General features: G+C 41.3%; 6 protein-coding genes, 1 rRNA gene and 1 riboswitch. Of the genes, 3 read left to right on the forward strand and 4 right to left on the reverse strand.

Annotation, left to right across the window (positions count from 1 at the left end; all coding sequences use genetic code 11):
* Positions 1-8: 8 nt before the first annotated feature.
* Complete coding sequence (gene floT / locus C6Y07_RS12190) at positions 9-1,556, forward strand: flotillin lipid rafts scaffold protein FloT (protein WP_060597126.1); 1,548 nt, start codon at positions 9-11, stop codon at positions 1,554-1,556.
* Positions 1,557-1,786: 230 nt separating this feature from the next.
* Here the strand turns inward: floT and ftsW are convergent, their stop codons facing one another.
* Genes ftsW through C6Y07_RS12210 form a run of 3 tightly spaced genes read right to left on the reverse strand, consistent with a single transcriptional unit; the run spans position 1,787 to position 4,730 of the window.
* On the reverse strand, positions 1,787-2,920 hold the full coding sequence (gene ftsW, locus C6Y07_RS12200; RefSeq protein WP_106156759.1) for a putative lipid II flippase FtsW: 1,134 nt from the start codon (positions 2,918-2,920) through the stop codon (positions 1,787-1,789).
* Between the two features lie 5 nt (positions 2,921-2,925).
* A complete protein-coding gene (gene rodA, locus C6Y07_RS12205; RefSeq protein WP_060597122.1) occupies positions 2,926-4,080 on the reverse strand; it encodes a rod shape-determining protein RodA in 1,155 nt (384 codons plus the stop codon).
* Positions 4,081-4,094: 14 nt separating this feature from the next.
* On the reverse strand, positions 4,095-4,730 hold the full coding sequence (locus C6Y07_RS12210; protein ID WP_066030505.1) for a helix-turn-helix domain-containing protein: 636 nt from the start codon (positions 4,728-4,730) through the stop codon (positions 4,095-4,097).
* A 171-nt stretch (positions 4,731-4,901) separates the two neighbouring features.
* On the opposite strand from C6Y07_RS12210, the gene C6Y07_RS12215 reads away from it, so the two are divergent.
* Positions 4,902-5,456: a GNAT family N-acetyltransferase gene (locus C6Y07_RS12215; RefSeq protein WP_060597117.1), complete on the forward strand. Its 555-nt coding sequence runs from the start codon at positions 4,902-4,904 to the stop codon at positions 5,454-5,456.
* A 240-nt stretch (positions 5,457-5,696) separates the two neighbouring features.
* Here the strand turns inward: C6Y07_RS12215 and thiT are convergent, their stop codons facing one another.
* Positions 5,697-6,272: an energy-coupled thiamine transporter ThiT gene (gene thiT / locus C6Y07_RS12225; protein ID WP_034659700.1), complete on the reverse strand. Its 576-nt coding sequence runs from the start codon at positions 6,270-6,272 to the stop codon at positions 5,697-5,699.
* A gap of 98 nt (positions 6,273-6,370) precedes the next feature.
* Positions 6,371-6,472, reverse strand: a riboswitch (TPP riboswitch).
* A gap of 435 nt (positions 6,473-6,907) precedes the next feature.
* Between thiT and C6Y07_RS12230 the strand changes: the two genes are divergently transcribed.
* Positions 6,908-7,037 (forward strand): 16S ribosomal RNA (locus C6Y07_RS12230); the annotation flags it as partial.

Here is a 7,037-nt window from a genome sequence, read left to right on the forward strand (position 1 = left end):
GGAATGCTATGCCAGGAACAACCATTTTGATTATCATTGGAATTGTGCTTGTGATTCTTATTGCACTTATTGGTGTATTTGTTTCGAAATACCGGACAGCAGGTCCAGATGAAGCGTTAATTGTCACAGGAAGTTACCTAGGAAGTAAAAATGTCCACGTGGATGAAGGTGGAAACAAGATTAAGATTGTAAGAGGCGGAGGTACCTTTGTGCTCCCTGTTTTTCAACAAGCAGAGCCGCTCAGCTTACTATCTAGCAAGCTAGATGTTTCAACGCCTGAAGTCTATACCGAACAAGGTGTACCGGTCATGGCGGACGGAACGGCCATCATTAAAATTGGCGGATCGATTGAAGAAATTGCTACTGCTGCAGAGCAATTTTTAGGTAAAACAAAAGAAGACCGCGAAAACGAAGCGAGAGAAGTACTAGAAGGACACCTTCGCTCCATCTTAGGATCAATGACAGTCGAAGAGATTTATAAAAACAGAGAAAAATTTTCTCAAGAAGTACAGCGTGTCGCTTCTCAAGATTTAGCGAAAATGGGCCTCGTCATTGTGTCGTTCACGATCAAAGATGTCCGTGATAAAAATGGCTATTTAGAATCACTAGGTAAACCGAGAATTGCCCAAGTGAAACGCGATGCAGATATTGCAACAGCTGAAGCGGATAAGGAAACACGTATCAAACGTGCCGAAGCAGATAAAGATGCGAAGAAATCTGAGCTTGAGCGTGCTACTGAAATCGCTGAAGCAGAAAAGGTCAATGAGCTGAAAAGAGCAGAATTCAGACGTGAACAGGATACAGCGAAAGCAAGTGCCGACCAAGCGTACGATCTTGAAACAGCTCGTAACCGTCAGCACGTAACTGAACAAGAAATGCAAGTGAAAATCATTGAACGTCAGAAGCAAATTGAATTAGAAGAAAAAGAGATCCAGCGTCGTGAGCGTCAATACGATTCTGAAGTGAAAAAGAAAGCAGATGCGGATCGTTATGCTGTTGAGCAGTCAGCTGCGGCGGAAAAAGCGAAACGCCTCGCTGAAGCAGATGCCAAGAAATACAGCATTGAAGCAATGGCAAAGGCAGAAGCTGAGAAAGTCCGAATTGACGGGCTTGCCAAAGCGGAAGCTGATCGTGCGAAAGGGGAAACCGAAGCAGAAGTCATTAGACTGAAAGGACTTGCGGAAGCCGAAGCCAAAGAGAAAATCGCTGAAGCATTCGAACAGTATGGTCAGGCAGCGATCCTTGATATGATTGTGAAAATGCTTCCTGAATATGCGAAGCAAGTATCTGCACCACTTTCTAACATTGATAAAATTACTGTTGTGGATACGGGAGGTAACGGCGAAGGCAGCGGTGCCAATAAAGTCACTGGCTATGCTACAAACCTCATGTCCAGTCTGCAAGAAAGCCTGAAAGCATCCTCTGGAATTGATGTCAAAGAAATTATTGAGAACTTTTCCGGTAAAGGCAATGTGAAACAAAGCATTCAGGAACTAACGAATGAAATCAAACAGCCAAGAAAAAAAGAGATCGCTGATCATCAAATAGAAGAATAAACATAATAGACACCTTCCATCAGAAGGTGTCTCAGCGTGTAGACAAACCCTTGCATTCGTTGTCAGTCCTGCGCGCTGGTGCTCACGAATGTCTAATTCGCTCCGCGCCAGTACTCGTCCTTCCTAGACTTTAAAGGTTTTCTATCACGCTGAATAGAAGACAAAGGGCTAAAATAAAACCCATTTTAGCCCTTTGTCAACAACCAGAGACACCTTCCATCAGAAGGTGTCTATTTGGCATGCGCCTGATATGGATTCCTCTTTACATATGAAGAAAGATTCACGAGAATACCAGCAGATATCATCATGAACACTAGGGAGGAGCCGCCATAACTAATAAAGGGAAGCGGAATGCCTGTGATTGGAAGAAGACCAAAGACAGCGCCTAAATTAAAGACTGCTTGGAGCATGATTTGAAACGTGAGCCCGATCGTTAACAGCTTTCCAAAAGGGTCGTGTAAAGCCTGCACAATTCGCATAGCGCGATACATGATGAGTAGATATGCACCAATCACAAACAAAATCCCCATGATTCCCAGCTCTTCACTGATGATGGCCATGATAAAATCCGTATGGGCTTCAGGAAGAAAGCCTAGCTTTTGAATGCTCCCGCCTAAGCCATTCCCTGTCAGCCCGCCTGAATTCATTGCGAGATACGAATGAATCAGCTGATATCCATCTCCATCTTCATACTGAAAAGGATCACGAAAAGAAGTCAGCCGCTTCAAACGATAAGGAGCTGTCACTGCAAAAAATGTGATACCTGCTGCCGCAGTCGATCCTAGCAAAATGAGATGGTGCGTTTTCAGCCCAGCGCATAATAAAATGATGCCGCAGCTTAATAAAATAGACACAGCTGTGCCTAAATCAGGCTGCTTTAAGATCAACAAAAAAACAAGACCTAAAAGAATGAGTGGCGGCAGTACGCCTTTTTTAAAAGATGTAATGTACGCCTGTTTTTTCGCGTACACATAGGCAAAATAGATCACCATCACTAGTTTCACAGCTTCAGAAGGTTGGAGCATGAGAGAGCCCAACTGAACCCAGCGCTGGGAATTGTTTTTGACAACACCGATTCCAGGAAGCAGGACTAGGATCAGGCATAACAATGACAGCATAACAAGCCACCGAATCCATTTACGATAAATCTGATAAGGGAACAGAGCGGCAATGAAGAAAAAGAATCCCCCAATCAGGAGCCATTGCCATTGTTTGATGAAGAAATAGCTACCCTTTTCATACTTCACTTCTCCTAAAGGATAACTCGCACTGTAAACCATCAGTAAACCAAATAAACAGAGGAACACAATCGTTCCAACAAGAATGCGGTCGACTCTTTTGAGATGAGATAGAAGAAATGTCATCATCTTCAATTCCAATTGCGCCCAAACATATAGGATGATGACCTAAGATTGACGCTAAACACGAGGCCAATGGCGATCATGTTGGTCAAAAGCGCACTGCCCCCATAGCTGATAAAAGGAAGCGCGAGTCCCGTCACAGGCATTAAACCGACTGTCATCCCTACGTTTTGGAAAACTTGAAACACGATCAGCCCAACGACTCCCGCACATATGTACAATCCATAAAGCGTATTAGCATGCATAGCCACATGAATGATTCGGTAAATCATCATTAAGTACAAACACATCAAAAGGGAGGCACCGATAAAACCAAACTCCTCACCAATAACGGCAAATATAAAATCCGTATGAGCTTCAGGGATATTACCTCCTTGTACTTGATGCCCCTGTGTAAAACCGCTTCCAGATAATTGACCTGATCCAATGCCGAGCATCGATTGTTTCAGCTGATACCCGTATGTTGAATCAAATTCATCAGGAGAGAGCCAGCCATAAATGCGATCAAGCTGATGAGGCTTAATGATTTTTGTAAAATGCTCAAAGTGTTCATTGTGCAAGTAGACCAAAAATGCAAGAAGTGTAAGAAAAGTAGCCATTAATGCGGCCATCATCTTGCTAGAAATCCCTGACACAAGCATCAGTGTAAAGGCGATGGATAATATCACGAGCGCTGTCCCTAAATCAGGCTGAATTAAGATGAGGAAAAAAGGGACAACGGTCCAGCAAACGACTTTACTTGTAGGAATGATGCTTTCTTTAAACGAAAATCGCTGATGCTTGTATTGGTTCAAGACAGCCGCTAGCAGCAGGATCACAAAAATTTTCATGAACTCTGATGGCTGAACTTTGATTGAACCGAAGCTGATCCACCTTTGGGATCCGTTTTGACTCGTTCCGAAAAAATGCACAAGAATAATGAGGAAAATACCACCTGCAAATAACCGAAAAGATAAACGCTCAAGCAGTTCATAATCAAAGTATGCAGCAGCTGCCATGAGGCCGAAACCGACGATATACCAGAAAATTTGTCTTTTGACGAAATAAAACATATCTTGCGTTTCATACTGTCCCGATCCGCTATATACAGCTATCAGGCTGATGACAAATAAACAAATCACAGTGAATAAAAGTACGAAGTCAATGCTGTACTGTTTTTTCATAGCTTCTTGTCCTGCTACCTATTTGTCAGCTGGTCTATGACAATTTTCACAGCCGCAGCATCATCAATATAGCCGATCGGAAAAATATAATCTGGTATTAAGTCAACAGGCATAATGAAATAAAGGAGTGCGCCCCCCATCACCATTAATTCTCGAGAAGTCCCCCGTCCGGTCATAAATAAGCTGTACATGTTTTTCAAATGTTGAAGGAATGGTCCGACGCCGCTTAGCGTCTCCATCTTTTTCTCAAAATTTGCCGAGATCGTTTCTTTTCCCTCGTTTGTTTGGCTATAGGCTTCGTATTCGTTTAACTTTTGTTTCAATTTGGTCTGACTAAATGTACCGTCGTAGACGTCCTGATCTTTCAGTATTTTTTCGATCTCTTCTACCGCTTGAATGAACGTATCACCGTGCACCTTTTCGCTTTTGACTGGAAACCCTGCAGCAGTCAATAGTTGATCTAATGATATGTTCAGAGAATCTGAAAGCCGCTGCAGGTGATTCAAAGTTGGTTTTCTTTTTCCATTCATGATTCGAGACAGTGTCGCTTTATCAATTCCTGTGTATGTGCTGAGATCTCTTAAAGATAGAGAACGTTGTTGCAATCTTTCCTTTAAGAGCGGCCCAAGCTCAGTTGTCTTAAAATCCATCTTTTACGCCATCCTTTGTATGATGTTTCAACTCTTCTATAGAAGAAGTCGTACCCAATATAAAGGTGTGTTGACAAAATGTCAACGAATATCCTTTATTGATTGAATTTTAGGAAATAGGAATTTATCATAATGAAGATAGGGTGAAAACAGTGAGAAGGAGTGGCGCGGATGAAGGTGAGGCATGCTGTACAAAAAGATATTCCTAAAATTGCCAAAATACATGTGAAGAGCTGGCAGACGACTTATCAAGGCATTATTAATCAGGATTATTTGGATGGTTTAAATATAGAAGATCGAGAAGAGAGCTGGAGAAGAAGGTCACTTGAAGGGACGTTTGTCGCAGAAGATGCCGAGGGGGTATTTGGTTTTGCTTCTTTTGGAAAACAACGTGATGAGCGCTATTCAACATATGATGGAGAACTTTACGCGATCTATTTATTGCAAGAGAAACAGAAATCAGGAGCAGGTATCGCTTTAATTGCAGAAGGAGTGAGTTATTTAATAGAGAAAGGGTATCAGAATATAATGCTGTGGGTATTTGAACAAAATTCGGCAAAGCATTTTTATCAAAAGCTTCAACCTCATTTTGTCGTTACCAGCCAGTTCGAGCTGGCTGGCGAGAAGTATAATGAAATAGGGTATGGGTGGGAGCTGCCTGTATTACATGACCATCTACACCGAATTAAATCGTCAGCTTCCAATAATAATGAGAGAAAAAAGTGAAAAGCACAGCTAGCAGCATATAAGAGATAAGAGGAGAAGCTTCTACTTTTCCTTTTATTCCTGCTATCTTTAAAGCTTCATAGAAACCTGCCAAAAAATAAGCAAGACTGAGAATATAACAGCACAGCATAATGGAGTAAGGGTTCATTGGCGTACCTCCAGCATGAAATCTTCTACTATTAATAGATTCCATAGAGCGGCAATTTATGCATAAAAAAATAACCAGCTGAAATCAGCCAGTTATTTTTTGTGAGGAAAAACCAAACGAGATGCACTTGGTATGAGTATGCAAAGAACGATACTGCAAATAATAAATGAAGGAACCATATATGTGCTGTTATAAATTAAAGAGTAAACCCAACCTGGAGTTCCTTTTGGTGCATAATGAGAAAAGAAAACAACACCAGAGATAAAGAACGTCAACAGTCTAAAGAAACTTGCAACAAATACGGATAAGGTAATATAGAAGAATTGCTGCTTTCGCTTTTGATCCTGAATGGCTTTTTTGATCAATCCAGAAAATAGACCGCTTAGGGAAATGACAACAGATGCGACGAAATAATCGAGAAATCCTTGAACAGGTGTAGCGATAATAGGGCCATTCATCAGCTGAAGGCCTGCAATAAGCACACCAATGATAAACCCGGTTGATATTCCCCATCTAATAGACATAAGAATGACGGGTATCATTATCAGCGCAAGAGATCCGCCATTTGGCATTCTTAAAAAGAGACCTGATAAGTAATCTAATACAAGTGCAAGTGAAGTCATAATTGCGATTTCCATCAGTCGTACCAATTGATTTGATTGCTGCATAAAAAAATCTCCTTTTTCATGAATTGAGCAAGGAGAGACCGTGTAAGGATGAGTATGTTATTCATAGAAAAACATATCGAGTTGAATACACCACATGTATTCAATTGAATCCACATTCCTACTTCAGTATTAACTGACAGGTTCAAAGGGTCAGAACAACGAGTGTTCACTCTCAGCACAAAGCTCCCCCTGCGGTTATTTAGTTTTCTTCTATTATAAATATACTAAAGACCTTCAGGATCAACAATAGAGAATTCCTGTGGCAATCAATTTTTGTATGATTATATAGGAAGAGATAAGGAAAAATAAATTATTTAGAAAAAATACTTGTTTCCTCTCTCGAAAGGTGTTATATTTGTATTCGCCGCTAAAACAGCGCGGTTATTAAATAACATAAAGAAAAAAGTTGTTGACTTTATCTTGATAGAATGTTATATTGAGAAAGTCGCCTCTGAGCGACAATGAAGATGATCTTTGAAAACTAAACAAGACAAAACGTACCTGTTAATTCGAGTTTTTATAAAAAAATCCTATGAAACATCATAGGTAGTCAGTCAAACTGGCGAGGCAGGAAATGATCACATGCTAAGTTCGCTACATCGTGTAGCAACGCATGTGTGATATGCATCCTGCATACCTCGGAGAGTTTGATCCTGGCTCAGGACGAACGCTGGCGGCGTGCCTAATACATGCAAGTCGAGCGGACAGAAGGGAGCTTGCTCCCGGATGTTAGCGGCGGACGGGTGAGTAACACGTGGGTAACCT

This window comes from Bacillus sp. LNXM12-1, assembly GCF_003004375.1.
In the GTDB taxonomy this organism is placed as follows: domain Bacteria; phylum Bacillota; class Bacilli; order Bacillales; family Bacillaceae; genus Bacillus.

Bases quoted from the DNA above. Each gene is read 5' to 3' on its own strand.
- floT (WP_060597126.1), top strand. From the start codon at position 9: ATGCCAGGAACAACCATTTTGATTATCATTGGAATTGTGCTTGTGATT.
- ftsW (WP_106156759.1), bottom strand. From the start codon at position 2,920: ATGACATTTCTTCTATCTCATCTCAAAAGAGTCGACCGCATTCTTGTT.
- rodA (WP_060597122.1), bottom strand. From the start codon at position 4,080: ATGAAAAAACAGTACAGCATTGACTTCGTACTTTTATTCACTGTGATT.
- C6Y07_RS12210 (WP_066030505.1), bottom strand. From the start codon at position 4,730: ATGGATTTTAAGACAACTGAGCTTGGGCCGCTCTTAAAGGAAAGATTG.
- C6Y07_RS12215 (WP_060597117.1), top strand. From the start codon at position 4,902: ATGAAGGTGAGGCATGCTGTACAAAAAGATATTCCTAAAATTGCCAAA.
- thiT (WP_034659700.1), bottom strand. From the start codon at position 6,272: ATGCAGCAATCAAATCAATTGGTACGACTGATGGAAATCGCAATTATG.